This is a genomic window from Pseudomonas sp. TE3895, from assembly GCF_056278855.1.
This window is the reverse complement of record NZ_JBWBQE010000001.1, coordinates 2,452,623-2,469,580: the sequence shown is the minus strand read 5'-3', so window position 1 is coordinate 2,469,580 and position 16,958 is coordinate 2,452,623. Positions and strand designations below refer to the sequence as shown.

The 16,958-nt window shown below is 61.4% G+C and carries 14 protein-coding genes; 2 read left to right on the top strand and 12 right to left on the bottom strand.

The window, feature by feature from the left end:
* Positions 1-4: 4 nt before the first annotated feature.
* From astB to acs, 11 genes are all read right to left on the bottom strand, one after another.
* The gene (astB, locus tag ACZ889_RS11180) at positions 5-1,354 is read right to left on the bottom strand and encodes an N-succinylarginine dihydrolase (protein WP_003254510.1); all 1,350 of its coding nucleotides are present in this window, start codon (positions 1,352-1,354) and stop codon (positions 5-7) included.
* Positions 1,355-1,377: 23 nt separating this feature from the next.
* Positions 1,378-2,841 carry a succinylglutamate-semialdehyde dehydrogenase gene (gene astD / locus ACZ889_RS11175; protein ID WP_004577069.1) on the bottom strand — a complete coding sequence of 488 codons (1,464 nt, stop codon included), beginning with the start codon at positions 2,839-2,841 and terminating at the stop codon, positions 1,378-1,380.
* Positions 2,842-3,870 carry an arginine N-succinyltransferase gene (gene astA, locus ACZ889_RS11170; RefSeq protein ID WP_003254513.1) on the bottom strand — a complete coding sequence of 343 codons (1,029 nt, stop codon included), beginning with the start codon at positions 3,868-3,870 and terminating at the stop codon, positions 2,842-2,844.
* Between the two features lie 78 nt (positions 3,871-3,948).
* Positions 3,949-4,968, bottom strand: a complete 1,020-nt coding sequence (aruF, locus tag ACZ889_RS11165; protein ID WP_010955177.1) for an arginine/ornithine succinyltransferase subunit alpha — start codon at positions 4,966-4,968, stop codon at positions 3,949-3,951.
* A gap of 147 nt (positions 4,969-5,115) precedes the next feature.
* A complete protein-coding gene (locus ACZ889_RS11160; protein ID WP_180688657.1) occupies positions 5,116-6,336 on the bottom strand; it encodes an aspartate aminotransferase family protein in 1,221 nt (406 codons plus the stop codon).
* A gap of 564 nt (positions 6,337-6,900) precedes the next feature.
* A complete protein-coding gene (gene argR, locus ACZ889_RS11155; RefSeq protein ID WP_004576734.1) occupies positions 6,901-7,881 on the bottom strand; it encodes a transcriptional regulator ArgR in 981 nt (326 codons plus the stop codon).
* 98 nt (positions 7,882-7,979) lie between these two features.
* Positions 7,980-8,744, bottom strand: a complete 765-nt coding sequence (gene aotP, locus ACZ889_RS11150) for an arginine/ornithine transport ATP-binding protein AotP (protein WP_014590100.1) — start codon at positions 8,742-8,744, stop codon at positions 7,980-7,982.
* Positions 8,745-8,766: 22 nt separating this feature from the next.
* A complete protein-coding gene (locus ACZ889_RS11145) occupies positions 8,767-9,465 on the bottom strand; it encodes an ABC transporter permease (protein WP_003254520.1) in 699 nt (232 codons plus the stop codon).
* Positions 9,462-10,151, bottom strand: a complete 690-nt coding sequence (locus ACZ889_RS11140; RefSeq protein ID WP_014861201.1) for an ABC transporter permease — start codon at positions 10,149-10,151, stop codon at positions 9,462-9,464. Before ACZ889_RS11140 ends, ACZ889_RS11145 begins: the two co-directional genes overlap by 4 nt.
* Positions 10,152-10,239: 88 nt before the next feature.
* Positions 10,240-11,025 (bottom strand): ABC transporter substrate-binding protein, encoded by a 786-nt coding sequence (locus tag ACZ889_RS11135; protein ID WP_003254524.1) that lies wholly within the window; start codon positions 11,023-11,025, stop codon positions 10,240-10,242.
* Between the two features lie 536 nt (positions 11,026-11,561).
* Positions 11,562-13,523, bottom strand: a complete 1,962-nt coding sequence (gene acs / locus ACZ889_RS11130) for an acetate--CoA ligase (RefSeq protein WP_003254525.1) — start codon at positions 13,521-13,523, stop codon at positions 11,562-11,564.
* A 397-nt stretch (positions 13,524-13,920) separates the two neighbouring features.
* On the opposite strand from acs, the gene ACZ889_RS11125 reads away from it, so the two are divergent.
* The gene (locus ACZ889_RS11125) at positions 13,921-14,175 is read left to right on the top strand and encodes a DUF2790 domain-containing protein (RefSeq protein WP_003254526.1); all 255 of its coding nucleotides are present in this window, start codon (positions 13,921-13,923) and stop codon (positions 14,173-14,175) included.
* Between the two features lie 154 nt (positions 14,176-14,329).
* Here the strand turns inward: ACZ889_RS11125 and ACZ889_RS11120 are convergent, their stop codons facing one another.
* Positions 14,330-15,889 (bottom strand): sigma-54-dependent transcriptional regulator, encoded by a 1,560-nt coding sequence (locus tag ACZ889_RS11120; RefSeq protein ID WP_180688658.1) that lies wholly within the window; start codon positions 15,887-15,889, stop codon positions 14,330-14,332.
* Positions 15,890-16,146: 257 nt separating this feature from the next.
* On the opposite strand from ACZ889_RS11120, the gene phhA reads away from it, so the two are divergent.
* A complete protein-coding gene (gene phhA, locus ACZ889_RS11115; protein ID WP_003254528.1) occupies positions 16,147-16,935 on the top strand; it encodes a phenylalanine 4-monooxygenase in 789 nt (262 codons plus the stop codon).
* Positions 16,936-16,958 lie beyond the last annotated feature (23 nt).

The following is a 16,958-nucleotide window of genomic DNA, read 5'->3' as shown; positions in this document are numbered from 1 at the left end:
CTCTTCAAGGTTGGCGTTGGAACGGATACACCGAGCCCAACTTCAGGATCTGGGTCAATTCGTCCAGTGCCGTACGGCATTCCACCAGCAGTTGCGGGTCAGCCAGGTCTGCTTCGCCAAGGCGATCGCGGTAGTGCCTGTCGACCCACTGCAGCAGCGTGTCATACAGCGGGGCCGTCATGATAACGCCTTGGTTGACGGCTGCCAGTTCCGCTTCTTTCAAAGCCACGCGCAAACGCAGGCAGGCCGGGCCGCCGCCGTTTTGCATGCTTTGCTTGAGGTCGAATACCTTGACCTCCTTCACCGGGCCTCCCTGGCTGGTCAGCTGGCCCAGATAGGCCCAGACCCGCTCGTTGTTGCGGCACTCTTCCGGCACGACCAACACCATGGAACCATCGTCGCGGCTGAGCAACTGGCTGTTGAACAGGTAGGAACGCACCGCGTCCTCCACCGCCACCGCGGCCCTGGGCACGCAGATGGCCTGGAAGTTGCCACCCTTGCTGGCCAGTTTAGCTCGCAGTTGCCCAAGTACCGCGTCGGTCTCGAGAAACGCGTCCTCGTGGTAGAACAGCACCTCGCCGTTACCGACCGAAATCACATCATTGTGGAACACACCCTGGTCGATCACCGCCGGGTTCTGTTGAGCGTAGACCACACCGTCATCGCTCAGGCCGTGCAGCCGGGCCACAGCTTGCGAGGCCTCCAGGGTTTGTCGGGCCGGGTACTTCTGTGGCGCGGGGTAACGGCTGTCGAAGGCACTGCGGCCGTAGACAAAAAATTCCACGCCAGCCTCGCCATAGGCGCGGCAGAAGCGCGTGTGGTTGGCCGCGCCCTCGTCACCGAACTGTGCCACGGCAGGCAGCGCAGCGTGGTGGGCAAAGTGTTTCTCGTTGTTGAACATGGCGCCCAGCACGCGGCTGGTGGTCGGGTGTTCGATGCTGCGGTGATATTTGCAGTTGAGGTTGGCGGCAGTGAAGTGCACGCGACCGTCAGCAGTGTCGGCACTCGGGCTGACTGTCGCGGCGTTGGCCACCCACATGCTCGAGGCCGAGCAACTGGCCACCAGCAACGGCATGGCCTCGCGGGCGGCGCGCTGGATAACGTCGGCATCGCTACCACTGAACCCCAGGCGGCGCAGCGCCGCCACGTCCGGGCGCTCTTGTGGCGCCAACACACCCTGCTTGAAGCCCATGTCGGCCAGCGCTTTCATCTTCGCCAGGCCCTGGCGCGCGGCCTCACGCGGGTTGGACGCCTGCTGGCTGTTGCTCTGCGAAGCCACGTTACCGTAAGACAGGCCGCCATAGTTGTGGGTAGGCCCCACCAGGCCATCAAAATTCACTTCATAGGATTTCATCGGCTAGGCTCCGTGACCTGTTGTTATAGGGTGACGCCCGGCGTCAGGGTCGCCGGCAAGGCAAGGCTGGCGGTCTCCAGCGAAGCCACGGGGTAAGCGCAGTAGTCGGCCGCGTAATAGGCGCTGGCGCGATGGTTGCCACTGGCACCCACACCACCGAACGGCGCGCTGCTGGCAGCCCCCGTCAGCTGCTTGTTCCAGTTGACGATGCCCGCGCGACTGCGCAGCCAGAAGTACTGGTAGCGGGCCCGCGAATCAGACAGTAAGCCGGCGGCCAGGCCATACTGGGTGTTATTGGCTTCATCGATGGCAGCATCGAAGTCGGCGTAGCGGATCACCTGCAACAGCGGGCCGAAAAACTCTTCGTCCGGGCGGTCAGCCACGGCGGTGACATCGACAATGCCCGGGGTCAGCAGTGCGGCATCGGCCTGCGGCTGAGTCATTTCCAGCAGTTTCACGCCACCTTTGGCGGCCAGTTCAACCTGGGCGGCAAGCAGCGCCCGAGCCGCCTGCAGCGAAATCACCGACCCCATGAAAGGCGCCGGCTGTTCATCGAACGCCCCCACCGTGATGGTTTTGCACACTTCGACCAGGCGCGCGATCAGCGCATCACCCCAGGCGCCTTGCGGCACCAGCAGGCGCCGCGCGCAGGTGCAACGCTGGCCGGCGGAAATGAACGCCGACTGGACAATGGTATACACCGCCGCATCGAGGTCCTTGACCTCGTCCACCACCAGCGGGTTGTTACCCCCCATTTCCAGGGCCAGGATCTTGTCTGGGCGGCCCGCGAACTGTTGATGCAGCAAGTTGCCGGTGCGGCTGGAGCCGGTGAAGAACAGGCCATCGATACCTGGGTTGGCGGCCAGCGCCACACCGGTCTCCCGTGCGCCCTGCACCAGGTTCAGCACACCCGCCGGCAGGCCGGCAGCAATCCAGCAGTTGACGGTAAGCTCAGCGACCTTGGGGGTGAGCTCGCTGGGCTTGAACACCACGCAGTTGCCTGCCAGCAGCGCCGGCACGATATGGCCATTGGGCAGGTGCCCGGGGAAGTTGTAAGGGCCGAACACCGCCACGACGCCGTGAGGCTTGTGCCGCAAAACAGCCGTGGCATCGGCCAGCGGACCACTCTTTTCGCCGGTGCGCTCGCGGTAGCTCTGTACTGAAATCGCCACCTTGTTGATCATACTGGTGACTTCAGTCGCAGATTCCCACAGCGGCTTCCCGGTTTCCTCGCCAATGCACTGGGCCATGGCTTCGGCATGCACTTTCAGCTGCGCGGCAAACTTCTCCAGCACATCGATACGTGCCTCCAGGCTCAATTGCGCCCAGGCCGGAAAGGCCTGCCGCGCGGCCTGCACGGCAGCGTCGACCTGGCTGGCGTCAGCGCCCTGCCCTTGCCAGATCACGGCCTGGGTCACCGGGTTGAGCGACTGCAGGGTTTCGCCCTGGCCGGCCTGCCAATTGCCTGCGATGTAATGCGTGGTCATTTACTGGGCCTCCCGGCTGGCCGACAGCGGCACCGCGCGGACATTGTCGCCGACGCCCATGCGCAGGCGCTTGGCGGTCAATGGGTCGACCACCAGGGTGCCGGCGGCCAACCGTGCAGGTGCAGCAGTGATGCGGCAATCGTCGCGCTTGCGGTTGTGGATGATGAAAGGGGTCGCGTCATCGCCTGGCGTACCTACCGCCAGCACCAGGGTCTGGCTCTCGCGCACGGCGCGGATCTTGGCAGTGTCACACTCGATGGCCGGGCCGGCATCGAAGATGTCGACGTAGCCCTGGTAGTTGAAGCCTTCCTGCTTGAGCATGGCCAGCGCCGGCTCGGTGTCTTTGTGCACACGGCCGATCACACTGCGCGCCGCTTCGGACAGGAAGCAGGTGTACAGCGGGAACTTGGGCATCAGTTCGGCGATGAACGACTTGTTGCCCACGCCAGTGAGGTAATCGGCCTGGCTGAACTCCATCTTGAAAAAATGCCGGCCCAGGCTTTCCCAGAACGGCGAACGGCCCTGCTCGTCAGACATGCCGCGCATTTCGGCAATGATCTTCTTGCCGAACAGCTCGGGGAACTCGGCAATGAACAGCATGCGCGCACGCGACAGCAGGCGGCCATTGAGGCCCGAGCGGTAGTCGCTACGCAGGAACAGCGAGCACAGCTCGGAGTTGCCGGTCAGGTCGTTGGCCAGGAACAGCGTCGGGATTTCGCGGTAGATCTTCAGCTCCTGCGAGGCGCTGACAGTCAGGCCGACCCGGTAGTTGTACCAAGGCTCACGCAGGCCGACGGCGCCGGCGATGGCACTGATACCCACCACCAGACCTTCGTCGTTTTCCAGCACGAACAGGTAATCGGTGTCGCCACGCTCGGCTTCGCCACGAAAGCTTTTTTCCGCCCAACCAACGCGATGCCCCAGGCGCTCTTCGTTGGCCGGCAGCGTGGTCAGCCCGGTGGTGCCGGTGCTGCGTGCCAATTCGATCAACGCAGGCAAATCGCTGCTGCGTACAGGACGAACGATCATGCTATCTCCTTGTGCGGCGGCATCGGCCGGCGCGAAACTCTGCTAACGCATCAATCCCGAAACGTCTGTTGCCAGACCTCAAACCGCGACCAGGCGCACGCTGGCGCCCTCGCCCACGCCCAGCGCGTCGGCTGCTGCCACGCTCAGGCTGACCGGCTTGCCAGGCACCCAGTCCAGGTCCAGCAACACCGCGCGGTAGTCCTGCAACAGACCGTTGCACACCAGGTACGGGCGCCCGCCTTTGACCGGGGCCTCTTCGATCTTCACCGGTACCACCCGGCTCTGGGCGATCGAGCGGATGCCAGAGGTGCGCGCATGCAGGGTCGGGCCACCGTCGAAGATGTCGATGTAGTGCTCGGTCTCGAAGCCTTCGCGCATGAGTATGTCGAAGGTGATCTGCGCCCGCGGATGTACCTGGCCCATGGCTTCCTGCGCCAGGTCTGGCAACAACGGCACGTAGATCGGGTAATGCGGCATCAGCTCGGCGAGAAAGGTACGGCTCTTCAGGCCGCACAGGCGCTCGGCGTCGGCGTAGTTGAGGTCGAAGAAGTTGCGGCCGATGGCATCCCAGAACGGCGATTCACCCTGCTCGTCGCTGAAGCCGACGATTTCGGTTACCACCGAATCGGCAAAGCGCTCCGGGTGCGCAGCCATGAACAGCAGCCGGCCGCGCGAGTTGAGCTCGGCCCAGCCACTGTTCACCAACTCCGGCGCCACATAGAAACTGGTCAGCAGGCTGTTGCCGGTCAGATCGTGGCACAGCGACAGCACATGGATCTTGTTGTGTATCTTCAGCTCGCGTGAGGCGTGCACGAATGTTTCGTTACGAAAACTGTAGAACGGCTCGGAGTAGCCGGCCGAAGCGACAATGGCCGAGCAACCGGCCAACTTGCCTGTTTCGCTGTCTTCGAGCACGAAAAAGTAACTCTCTTCACCGTTGAAGCTGACCTCGGCGGCGAAGGATGTCTCAGAGGCGGCAATCTTGTCGCCCAAACGAGCAGTGTCGTCCGGCAGCGAGGTGACACCAATGGGGCTGTCTGCAGCCATGCGCTGCACGTCGTTCAGATCAGCCATTTGCGCGGGGCGCATCACCAGCATGGTGTCACTCCTTTGGAATACGGGCCATTCACGTCGGCACGGAAAAACGGCAGGCACCCAGGCACCTGCACTGGAATCGGGTATCGCCGGCCCGGCGTAGCCTCGGGTTGAGGCTGCGCCGGGACCGGCGAAAGGACCGCTGGCGGATCAGCCTTTGGTCAGTGTGGCCACAGCGCGTTCGAAGCGGTCCAGGCCTTCGTCGATGTCAGCGTCTTCAACCACCAGGCTTGGCGCGAAGCGGACCACGTCCGGGCCGGCCTGCAGCACCATCACGCCTTCTTTCTCGGCAGCATTGAGCACGTCCTTGGCCTTGCCTTGCCAGGCCTCGGTCAAGACACAGCCCAGCAGCAAGCCGACGCCACGCACCTGTCTGAACAGGTTGTACTGCTGGCCGATCTGTTCCAGGCGGGTTTTGAAGCGCTCGTGCTTAGCCTTGATACCGGCCAGGGTTTCCGGGGTATTGACCACATCCAGCACCGCGCAGGCAACGGCGCAGCCCAGCGGGTTGCCGCCATAAGTGGTGCCGTGGGTGCCAACGGCCAGGTGCTTGGCCAGCTCGGTGGTGGTCAGCATGGCGCCAATCGGGAAGCCGCCGCCCAGGCTCTTGGCACTGGTCAGAATGTCCGGGGTCACGCCGTAGTGCTGGTAGGCATACAGCGAGCCGGTACGGCCCACGCCCGTCTGCACTTCGTCGAAGATCAGCAGCGCGTTGTGCTCGTCACACAGCTTGCGCGCGCCTTCCAGGTAGGCCTTGTCGGCCGGCACCACGCCGCTCTCGCCCTGGATCGGCTCGATCACCACGGCACAGGTCTTGTCGGAAATCTGTGCCTTCAACGCTTCCAGGTCGTTGTACGGCACATGGCTGATACCGGTGATCTTCGGGCCAAAGCCATCGGAGTACTTCGGCTGGCCACCCACGCTGACGGTAAACAGGGTGCGACCGTGGAAGCTGTTCACGGTGGCGATGATTTCGTGCTTTTGCGGACCGAAGCGGTCATGCGCCACACGACGGGCCAGCTTGAAAGCGGCCTCGTTGGCCTCCGCGCCGGAGTTGCAGAAGAACGCGCGGTCGGCAAAGGTGGCGTCCACCAGTTTGTGGGCCAGGCGCAGGGCCGGCTCGTTGGTGAACACGTTGGAGACGTGCCAGAGGGTGTTGGCCTGTTCAGTCAGGGCCTTGACCAGTGCCGGGTGGCAGTGGCCCAGGGCATTGACCGCGATGCCGCCGGCAAAGTCGATCAACTCGCGACCCGACTGGTCCCAGACGCGGGAACCCTCGCCTCGCACAGGAATGAAGGCCGCCGGAGAATAGTTGGGGACCATCACCTGGTCGAAATCGGCACGTTGCACCGGGGCTTGCTCAACGGACATCTGAGTCTCCTGAAGAGGAACGCTGGCCTGGAAGTGGCGAGCGATGGGGGGATTGTAAGGACTGATCCGCGCCTGTCCTTGCGGCCAAGCGACAACTTGTTACAGCGCAAAACCCAGTTTTGACAAGGCTTTCGGCAATGCGACAAACACTGTCGCAATCGCGCAGTGTACGGGAGAGAGGGAGCTGGGTGAACGGGTGTTCACACAGGTTTGTGAGGGGACGGGATGTACGGGTGTTCACACAGGATTGTGAGGGGGCAGGATGTACGGCGATGTTGATGTGTTGACGGGGAGATCGAGCGCCGCCCGCGCGGCGCTTCGCGGGTAAACCCGCTCCTACGTTTGTTTCGGGCCAGTCCCTCCTGTGCCTGGCGCGCGCGACCGCCTTGTTTGTTCGACGGGATATCGAGGTGTGCGCCAAGGCGTTCGCACGCAAATGCCACAGGCATAACTGGCCCGAAACAAACGTAGGAGCGGGTTTACCCGCGAAGCGCCGCGTGGGCGGCGCTCGATTTGCGCCCCAACACCAACCCCAAGGCATACACCCCGAACCCAACCAAAATCTCAGCCCTTTTCAGCCGGCGCCGAGCTCAATTCGAACGGGCTGCTGCTGCGACGCTGGTTCCGGTCTTCCCGCGGCGTTGCACCAAAGAAGTTACGGTAGGCACTGGAAAAATGCGGCCCCGACGAGAAACCACAAGACAGCCCGATCTGGATGATCGACTTGCTGGTCTGCATCAGCATCTGCCGCGCCTTGTTCAACCGTAACTCCAGGTAGTACTGGCTGGGCACGCGGTTCAGGTACTGCTTGAAGATACGCTCCAACTGCCGACGCGACACACACACATGCTGGGCAATTTCGTCGGTGGTCAGCGGCTCTTCGATGTTGGCTTCCATCAGCAACACGGCCTGAGTCAGCTTGGGGTGACTCGAGCCCAGGCGGTTCTGCAGCGGAATACGCTGGCGCTCGCCACCCTCGCGGATGCGTTCTACCACCAGCTCTTCCGATACCGCCCCGGCCAGCTCCGCCCCGTGATCGCGCGCCAGCACCGCCAGCAGCAGGTCGGTCACGGCCATACCGCCGCAGGCGGTCAGTCGGTCGCGATCCCAGTCGAACAGGTGGCTGGTGGCAATCACCTTGGGGAAGCGTTCGGCAAAGTCATCCTGCCAGCGCCAGTGCACGGCTGCCCGGTACCCATCGAGCAGGCCCAGCATGGCCAGCGGATACACACCGGCCGACAAGCCACCGATCAGGCAACCACTGCGCGCCAGTTGCTTGAGCGCCGCTGAAAAGGCAGCCCCCATCGCCGCAGGCGGCTCGTCGGCCAGCAGAAAGAGCTTGTGGCAGCCCTCCAGGCGGCCGGTCCACGGCTCGCCCGGCAGCCGCCAGGCGCCTTCCTGCGCAGGTTCGGCCTGTAGGAAGACCAACTCGTAGACCACATCCGGATGCACACGCTGCGCCACCAGCAACACTTCCTCGGCCAACGCCAGGGTCAAAGGCCTGGTGCTGGGCCAGATGAGAAAACCGATTCGCTGGGTGGTCATAGGGTACGGTCCGAAACCTGAGGTCGTTCGAGTCTGTGCGCCGGGTCAGGCTGCGCTCGCCGCGCAGCATGCCCTATTCTGGTGCAAAAATGCAGTTTTTACTTCAGGCTGCCGGAGAGGAACTGCTTCAAGCGCTCCGACTGCGGGTTGGCCAGCACTTCACGTGGGCAGCCGGTTTCTTCCACCAGGCCTTTGTGCAGGAACACCAACTGGTTGGACACCTCGCGGGCAAAGCCCATTTCGTGGGTCACCACCACCATGGTCCGACCTTCCTGGGCCAGCGCCTGCATCACCTTCAGCACATCACCCACCAGCTCAGGGTCAAGCGCCGAGGTCGGCTCGTCGAACAGCATAACCTCCGGCTCCATGGCCAATGCCCGGGCAATTGCCACACGTTGTTGCTCACCCCCCGACATATGCCCGGGGAAGGCATCCTTGCGATGGGCAACCCCCACCTTGGCCAGGTAGTGCTCGGCCTTTTCCAGGGCTTCCTTCTTGTTCACGCCCAGCACGTGCACTGGCGCTTCGATGATGTTCTCAAGCGCAGTCATGTGCGACCACAGGTTGAAGTGCTGGAACACCATCGACAGGCGCGAGCGCATGCGTTGCAATTGACGCGGGTCGGCGGCCTTCAACGCACCATCCTTGCCAGGGACCAGTTTCAGTTCTTCGTTGTTGAGCAGGATCTTGCCGGCGTGCGGCTGCTCCAGCAGGTTGATGCAGCGCAGGAAGGTCGACTTGCCCGAACCGCTGGAGCCGATGATGCTGATGACGTCGCCGGCCTTGGCCGCCAGCGACACGCCCTTGAGCACTTCGTGGCTGCCGTAGCGCTTGTGCAGGTCTTGGACTTCGAGTTTGTACATGCTGTCGATTCTCACAAAGCGGTCAGTGCTTGCGCGGCGCCAGGTAGCCGAGCCAGCGGCGTTCGGCCATCTTGAACAGGCGCACCAGGATGAAGGTCAGGCACAGGTAGAACACGCCCGCCGTGATATAAGCCTCGAAAGGCAGGTAGTACTGGGCATTGACCGTGCGCGCAGCACCGGTGATGTCGATCAGGGTGACGATCGACGCCAGGCTGGTGGTCTGCAGCATCATGATCACTTCATTGCTGTACTGCGGCAGTGCCCGACGCAGTGCCGAAGGCAGCAGGATGCGGCGGTACATTTTCATGCGCGACATCCCCATGGCCTTGGCAGCTTCGATCTCGCCATGCGGCGTCGCCTTGAGGCTGCCGGCAATGATTTCGGCGGTATAGGCACTGGTATTGATGCCGAACGCCAGGCAGGCGCAGAAGGTAGCGCTGGACAGCAGCGGCCAGAAGATACTCTCGCGCACCGCCTCGAACTGGGCCAGGCCGTAGTAGATCAGGAACAGCTGCACCAGCATCGGCGTGCCACGGATGACGTAGGTGTACAGCCATGCAGCAAGGTTGACCACCGGCTGCCTGGATACCCGCATCAGGCCCAGCGGAATGGCTGCCAACAGGCCGAAGAAAAGCGAAATCGCCAGCAGTTTCAGGGTGGTCAGCAGGCCGCCGAAGTACATCGGCAGCGCTTCCCAGACGACGTTGTAGTCGAAGATCATAGTTCAGCCACCTTGACGCCCACCGAGTAGCGGCGCTCCAGATACTTCAGGGCCAGCAGCGAAACACTGGTCAGCACCAGGTACAGCGCCGCCACTGCCAGGAAGAAGGTGAAGGGTTCGCGGGTGGCGTCAGCCGCCTGCTTGGCCTTGAACATCATGTCCTGCAGGCCGACGACCGAAATCAGCGCAGTGGCCTTGGTCAGCACCAGCCAGTTGTTGGTGAAGCCCGGAATGGCCAGGCGAATCATTTGCGGCACCTGGATGCGGAAGAACACTTGGCGGGGGCTCATGCCATACGCCACGCCCGCCTCAGCCTGGCCTTTGGGAATGCCCAGGAAGGCCCCACGGAAGGTTTCTGAGAGGTAGGCGCCAAAGATGAAGCCCAGGGTACCGATACCCGCAACCAGCGGATTCAGATCGATATAGTCTTCATAACCGAGCAGCGGCGCCACCCGGTTGATGATGTCTTGCCCGCCGTAGAAGATCAGCAGGATCAGGACCAGGTCCGGAATACCACGGATCACCGTGGAATACAGATCGCCCAGCCAGGCCAGCCAGCGCACTGGCGACAAACGCAGCGCCACACCGATCAGGCCGAGCACGATGGCCAGGGCCATCGACGACAGGGCGAGCTGTAGCGTCAGCCACGCCCCGTCGAGGATGACTGCCCCGTAGCCTTTCAACATGATGAGGTCCTCGACCTAGAGAATGAAAAATGGTGCAAACCTCAGAGCCTCTGCTGTTTGCACCATTGCACAGGTGAAACCCGACGTCTTACTTCGAGTCTGGACCGTAGATGTCGAAATTGAAGTACTTACTTTCGATTTCTTTGTACTTGCCATTGGCACGGATGGCGTCGATCGCCGCGTTGATGCGGTCGACATTGGCCTTGTCACCCTTGCGTACGGCGATACCGATACCGTCACCAAAGTACTTGGCGTCGGTGAAGGCCGGGCCTACGAACGCGAAGCCCTTGCCGGCGTCAGTCTTGAGGAAGCCGTCTTCCAGCAGGGTGGCGTCAGCCACGGTGCCGTCGAGGCGGCCAGCTGCGACGTCCAGGTAGATTTCGTTCTGGGTGCCGTAAGGCACCACGGTGGCACCTTTGGCGCCCAGCACTTCCTTGGCGAAGCGGTCGTGAATGGAGCCGCGCTGCACGCCGATCTTCTTGCCTTTCAGTTCGTCCAGGCTGTCGCTGACGGTGGTGCCGTCCTTCATGACCAGGCGCGCCGGAGTCAGGTAGTAACGTTTGGTGAAGTCGACCGACTTCTTGCGGTCATCGGTGATCGACATGGACGACAGGATGGCGTCGATCTTGCGCACTTTCAGCGCCGGGATCAGGCCGTCGAACTCCTGCTCGACCCAGGTACACTTGGTTTTCATCTCTTCGCACAGCGCGTTGCCGATATCGTAGTCAAAGCCGGCAATGCTGCCGTCAGGTTGCTTGAAGGCGAAGGGTGGGTAGGCCGCTTCGATGCCGATTTTCAGCGGTTTTTCAGCAGCCTGCGACACCAGGGAAAACACAGACAGCGCCAGGGCGCCAAGCAGTGCGAGCTTCTTCATCAGGTAACTCCATCGGTACGGGGCAATACAAGGCAGGTAACGGCTGCCCGATATGCGAATGAGTACAACGCGAGCCGCGCAGGGTTCGACCAAGGCCGCATACCACGAGCGAGTGAGTGGCATTTTAACGACAGCCCGGTAGTCGATATTTCTTCAAAGCGACAACTACTTATAGAAGCGCTTGAAACCGCCGCGGGCGATGTTGACAGCCAGTGCAGAATATGCAATGGCGCAAGAAATAGAACCTATAGACCTAGCAATTCCTGGGCCTATTATTGGCAAACCCTTGTACGACGGCAAGTGCAGCGTGCCTTGATGCACAAAATGCTGACCCCGATGCACCGAAACGGGCCGGAATTGTTTCCTGGCGCCCCGAACCTGTGCGGGGCCGGTGACAGAACAGTAACCGATGATTGTCGGGTAACAATGCAAGAGCGGGCTTGCCCGCGAATGCGTGAGGTCAGGGGACAGCTTAGCCTGAACTGACGCATTCGCGGGCAAGCCCGCTCCTACAGGGGGTATTGCCGGGGAGGGAATTAGGCCGAAGCCAGGTTCATCGCCTTGTGGGTATCGATCAGGTGCTGCACCACACCCGGGTCGGCCAAGGTCGAGATATCGCCCAGGGCGTCGTATTCACCGGTGGCGATCTTGCGCAGGATGCGGCGCATGATCTTGCCCGAGCGGGTCTTCGGCAGCCCCGGCGCCCACTGGATCACATCCGGCGAAGCAATCGGGCCGATCTCCTTGCGCACCCAGTTCTTCAGTTCCAGGCGCAATTGCTCGCTGGCCTCGATGCCGGCATTGAGGGTGACATACACATAAATGCCCTGCCCTTTGATGTCATGCGGCACGCCAACCACTGCAGCCTCGGCAACCTTCGAGTGCGCGACCATGGCGCTTTCGATCTCGGCAGTACCCATGCGGTGGCCGGACACGTTGAGCACGTCATCCACGCGGCCGGTGATCCAGTAGTAGCCGTCCTCGTCGCGGCGCGCACCGTCGCCGGTAAAGTACATGCCACGGAAGGTCTTGAAGTAGGTGTCGACGAAGCGGTCATGGTCGCCGTACAGCGAACGCGACTGACCCGGCCAGGAGTCGAGGATTACCAGGTTGCCTTCGGCAGCACCGTCGATCAGGTTGCCCAGGTTATCGACCAGGGCAGGCACCACACCGAAGAACGGACGGGTTGCCGAACCCGGCTTGAGGCCGGTGGCGCCAGGCAGCGGGCTGATCAGGATGCCGCCGGTCTCGGTCTGCCACCAGGTGTCGACGATCGGGCAACGCTCCTTGCCGACGGTCTTGTAATACCAGTTCCAGGCCTCAGGGTTGATTGGCTCACCCACCGACCCCAGCAGACGCAGGCTGGAACCGTCGGCGCCCTCAACAGCTGCCTGCCCTTCAGCCATCATGGCGCGAATGGCAGTTGGCGCTGTGTAGAGGATGTTGACCTTGTGCTTGTCGACGATCTTCGATACGCGGGTAATGTCCGGGTAGTTCGGCACGCCCTCGAACAGCAAGGTGGTAGCGCCGTTGGCCAGCGGGCCGTAGACGATATAGCTGTGGCCTGTGACCCAACCGACGTCGGCGGTGCACCAGTACACCTCGCCCGGGCGGTAATCGAATACGCGTTCATGGGTCAGCGCGGCGTAAACCAGGTAACCGCCCGTGGTGTGCAGCACGCCCTTCGGCTTGCCGGTGGAGCCGGAGGTATAAAGGATGAACAGCGCCTCTTCAGCGCCCATTTCCTTGGGTGCGCAGTGGCTGGAGGCGACTTTCATCAGGTCTTCGTACCAGATGTCGCGGTGCTGGTGCCAGGCAATGTCGCCACCGGTGCGCTTGCACACGATGATTTTCTGCACGCTGCTGGTTTCAGGGTTGGTCAGCGCCAGGTCGACGTTGGCCTTGAGCGGTGTGCGGCGGCCACCACGCACGCCTTCGTCGGCCGTGATCACCACCTTGGACTTGCAGTCGATGATACGGCCAGCCAGCGCCTCGGGCGAGAAGCCGCCGAACACCACCGAGTGAATCGCACCAATGCGTGCACAGGCCAGCATGGCGACCACCGCTTCGGGGATCATCGGCATATAGATGGTGACCACGTCACCGCGGTGCACATCCTGGCCACGCAGGGCGTTGGCGAACTTGCAGACCTGCTCGTGCAACTCGCGGTAAGTGATGTTGCGGTGCTCGGAAGGGTCGTCACCTTCCCAGATGATGGCCAACTGGTCACCGCGCTCTTCAAGGTGGCGGTCCAGGCAGTTGGAGGAAACGTTCAGAGTGCCGTCGGCGAACCATTTGATATCGACATGGTGGTCGTCGAAGGAGGTCTGCTTGACCTTGGTGAACGGCTTGATCCAGTCGATACGCTGGGCCTGCTCGCGCCAGAAGCCGTCCGGGTTGATCACCGATTGCTGGTACATGGCCTTGTAGGTGGCCTCGTCGGTCAGGGTAGTGGCCGCAACCTCGGGACGAACGGGATACAGTGGAGCCGCACTCATCTGTGTTACCTCGGTGTAATAGTTGTTTTTGTATGGAACCGTTTGTAACTGTACCAGAGCGACAAAAGCCATTCGACGTTGGTAGTAATTTGGTACACCCGTTCCGGCAAAGCCCTCTAGCGCGGGCATTACAGCCCATGGGGGCAAAAAAAGAAGGGGTTAACACGGGATTGTTACAGATTCTGTCAAAACACTTTATCAAAAGACCCACTGTTTCGGCCTTGGCCAGCGCCATAAAATTCACCTCGCCAGCAACGGCAAGGCGATTAACAACTGGTAACAGCCCCCACGAAGGCAAGCGTTAATCTCCATCTAATCCCGATAGTTAAAACTAGCAATACTCGCGGCGCCATAAGCGCCGCGTGCCCCCTCACGACCTTAGACAGGTAAATAGAAAATGAAAGCTTTACTGGTATTGGTACTTGGCAGTCTTTGCGGCGCGGCGATGGCCGGCGAAGCCAAAGATGCCGAGCAGATTCCGGTTGAACAGTACAGTTACTCGCAGCACCTGGACATTGCCCGCGTTATTTCCATGAGCGAAGTGCCCAATGTGTGCGAAGTCGTGCCAGCCCGCATGACCTACGAGGACTCCCAGGGCCAGAAGCACATTCTCGAATACCGCGTGATGGGGAACGGCTGCTCCAACGGCTGATACCTTGTGAATTGGGGGCCCTGCGGGCCCCTTCGCGGGTGAACCCGCTCCTACGGGTACCTCGCACACCATGAATGCGGCGCGGTACCTGTAGGAGCGGGTTCACCCGCGAAGCATTCACCACCTGATTAACAGGCTATTAACTTACAGCCATTTAATCAGTCGATTTGCCCAACGAATAATCCCTCAACTTGTTGGCAATCGTGGTATGCGAAACACCCAGTCTTTTGCCCAAGGCCCGACTACTGGGAAACTCCCCCATCAAACTTTCCAGTACCGCCTTTTCAAAGCGCCCGACAATCTGCGAAAGATCCCCTTCCAGCGAAAACTCACCCAACGGTTGCCGCGCGCCATAATCCGGCAAGCGAATATGCTCGCTTTTGACCACGCCGCCTTCACATAAAGAAACTGCCTGGAACAAAACGTTTTCCAACTGCCTTACATTACCTGGCCAGTGGTACTGCCCAAGTTTATCCATTGCCGCCGGTGCCAGGCGCGGCATGGCGCAGCCAATCTGCCGACTGGCCTGATCGAGAAAATGCTGCACCAACCCCTCCAGACCATCCATGCATTCGCGCAAAGGCGGAATGTGCAGCGACAGTACATTGAGCCGGTGATACAGGTCCTGGCGAAACTCGCCACGGGCACACAACTCGGACAAATCCACCTGGGTTGCACAAATCACCCGCACATCCAGATAGACCTCTTCATCGCTACCTACCCGACGGAAGCAGCCGTCCTGCAGAAAGCGCAGCAGCTTTACCTGCAAGCGCGGGCTCATCTCCCCTACCCCATCAAGGAACAGCGTGCCGCCTGCAGTCAACTCCAGCAGCCCCAGCTTGCCTTCGGCCCGTGCCCCTTCGAATGCCCCAGGGCCGTAACCGAACAGCTCGGTCTCAGCCATCGACTCGGGCAACCCGGCGCAGTTGAGCGCCATCAGCGGCGACTGTCCACGCGGGCTGGCCAAATGGCAGGCACGCGCCAGCAACTCCTTGCCCGTACCGGTTTCGCCCTCGATCAGCAACGGTGCATCCAGCGGCGCCATGCGCCGCGCTTCACGCACCACGGCAGCCATCACCCGCGAGCTCTGGAAGATGCTGTCGAAGCCACGCAGCTCTTGCTTGCGCACATTGTAGATACGCTCGCCGATTCGGTCGGCGCGGTGCAGGGTAAGCACCGCGCCGGCCAGCGCCTCGCTGTCATCGTGCTCGGACTGCAGCGGTGCGATATCGGCCAGGAACACATCGCCTTTGACTTTGATGCGCAAGCCGTTGATGCGCGACTTGTTGGCCCGCACCAGCTCCGGTAGATCGAAGTCTTCTACGTAGCGCGCCAGCGGCATGCCCGGCACCTCATCAACCCGCACGCCAAGCAACTGCGCGGCTGCACGGTTGGCCGCAACGATGCTGCCGCCCATGTCGATCGACAACACCGGAAAATCCAGCGCCCCCAGCAACGCATTCAGCTCCATGTGCCGGCGTTCGCTGGGCATCAGGCCCACACGCTTCACGCCGAATACCCCGGCAATTGCCTCGAACTTCGGCCGCAGGGCCTGGAATTGCAGGTTGATTAGGTTCGGGCAGTGCAGGTAGATGGCGTTGCCATGATCACCGCCCACCTCGCCGCGCAGCACGTTGATGCCGTACTCCACCAGCAGGTTGAGGATGTCGCGCAGGATGCCAATGCGGTTCTGGCAATGGACTTTGATACGCATGAGGGCTCTCGAAGCGCTGATGTTTTTCAACACCGCGCGGAAAAGTCGTAAAGATAAGCTGACAAAAACCGCGTTTCCATCAACCAGATGCCTCGAATTTTCCGACACTTGCCGAGTTTTGTAAAATTATCGTTACGAAAACCCACGTCAGCACCCTTCGCGGCCGAGGCCCACCCCCGTGCAAAACCGCTGGCGAAGGGATATTCCTTTAGGCATGTCCTGCACATAACAAGAAAAGCCCTCACCAGGAGAGCCTCATGAAACAGACGCAATACGTGGCACGCGAGCCCGATGCGCATGGTTTTATCGATTACCCGCAGCAAGAGCATGCGGTGTGGAACACCCTGATCACCCGCCAGCTGAAAGTGATCGAAGGCCGTGCGTGCCAGGAATACCTGGACGGCATCGACCAGCTGAAATTGCCGCATGACCGCATTCCGCAACTGGGCGAGATCAACAAGGTGCTGGGTGCCACCACCGGCTGGCAGGTTGCCCGGGTGCCGGCGCTGATCCCCTTCCAGACCTTCTTCGAATTGCTGGCCAGCAAGCGCTTTCCGGTCGCCACCTTCATCCGCACCCCGGAAGAGCTGGACTACCTGCAAGAGCCGGATATCTTCCACGAGATCTTCGGCCACTGCCCGCTGCTGACCAATCCCTGGTTCGCCGAGTTCACCCACACCTACGGCAAGCTCGGCCTGGCCGCGACCAAGGAACAACGTGTGTACCTGGCACGCTTGTACTGGATGACCATCGAGTTTGGCCTGATGGAAACCGCGCAAGGCCGCAAAATCTATGGTGGCGGCATCCTCTCGTCGCCGAAAGAGACCGTCTACAGTCTGTCTGACGAGCCTGAGCACCAGGCCTTCGACCCGATCGAGGCCATGCGTACGCCCTACCGCATCGACATTCTGCAACCGGTGTATTTCGTACTGCCGAACATGAAGCGCCTGTTCGACCTGGCCCACGAGGACATCATGGGCATGGTCCACAAAGCCATGCAGCTGGGTCTGCATGCACCGAAGTTTCCACCCAAGGTCGCTGCCTGAGCGACCTTGCCGATAACAACTCG